This window comes from Sedimenticola hydrogenitrophicus (assembly GCF_025175675.1).
GTDB lineage: Bacteria > Pseudomonadota > Gammaproteobacteria > Chromatiales > Chromatiaceae > Sedimenticola > Sedimenticola hydrogenitrophicus.
Window position 1 is genome coordinate 1 of sequence record NZ_JANIOA010000121.1, and the last position, 819, is coordinate 819.

1 protein-coding gene is annotated in these 819 nt (G+C 65.8%); it reads right to left on the reverse strand.

What is annotated here, in order from left to right:
• A partial coding sequence (locus NPX02_RS21240; RefSeq protein WP_260296064.1) for an RHS repeat domain-containing protein occupies positions 1–819 on the reverse strand: 819 nt, incomplete at both ends.

Genomic DNA, 819 nt, shown 5'->3' on the forward strand with positions numbered 1-819 from the left:
ATTGGCATCGAAGGCGTAGTCGGTGATCGCGCCGCCGCTGTTGACCATGACGCGGTTGCCGGCGGCATCGTAGCTGTACTGGCTTTCGATGGCGCCGCGCTGGTCGATTTGAGTGATCTGGTTGTTGCCGTCGTAGCTGTAGCGGTGGTCGACGAAGCGGGTATTGGCGTCCAGGCCTTCGCTGTCCGGGTCGTAGCCGAGGTCGGTGTAGGCACGGTGCAGGTTGCCGGCGGCATCCCACTGGTAGTTGGTGTGCAGGCCGGTGACGCTGTCGACCCAGCGCACCATCTGGCCGATGGCGTCGTATTCGTAGCGGAGGCTGCGCTCGTGGGCACCGGCGTCGAACAGGCCGTCGCCGTTGCTGTCGAGGTCCTCACTCATGCGCTGGCCGGCCAGGTCGTAGCCGTAGACGGTCTTGACGCCGGTGCCCAGGTCGTGGACCTCGAGCAGGCGGCCGGCGTCATCGTAGCTACGGCGGATATCCTTGCCGTTGGCGGCGTATTCACGCACCAGGCGACCCTGGTCGTCGTAGGCGAAGAAGGTCTGGCGGCCGCCCGGGCCGATCTCTTCGATCACGCGGCCGAAGGCGCCGTAAACCTGGCTGGTCACGCGCCCTTCGCCGTCGGTCAAGGAGACCTGGTTGCCGTAGGCGTCATAGGCCTTGCGCTCGTGGATCTCCTGGCCGTTCTGGTAGGTGATGGTGTCCACTACCCGGCCCAGGCCATCCCAGACCTGACGCGATGCATGGCCGTTGGCATCGAGAGTTTGGGTGCGGTTGTCGCGGCCGTCGTAGGCGTAGGCGGTGGTATGGCCCAGGGT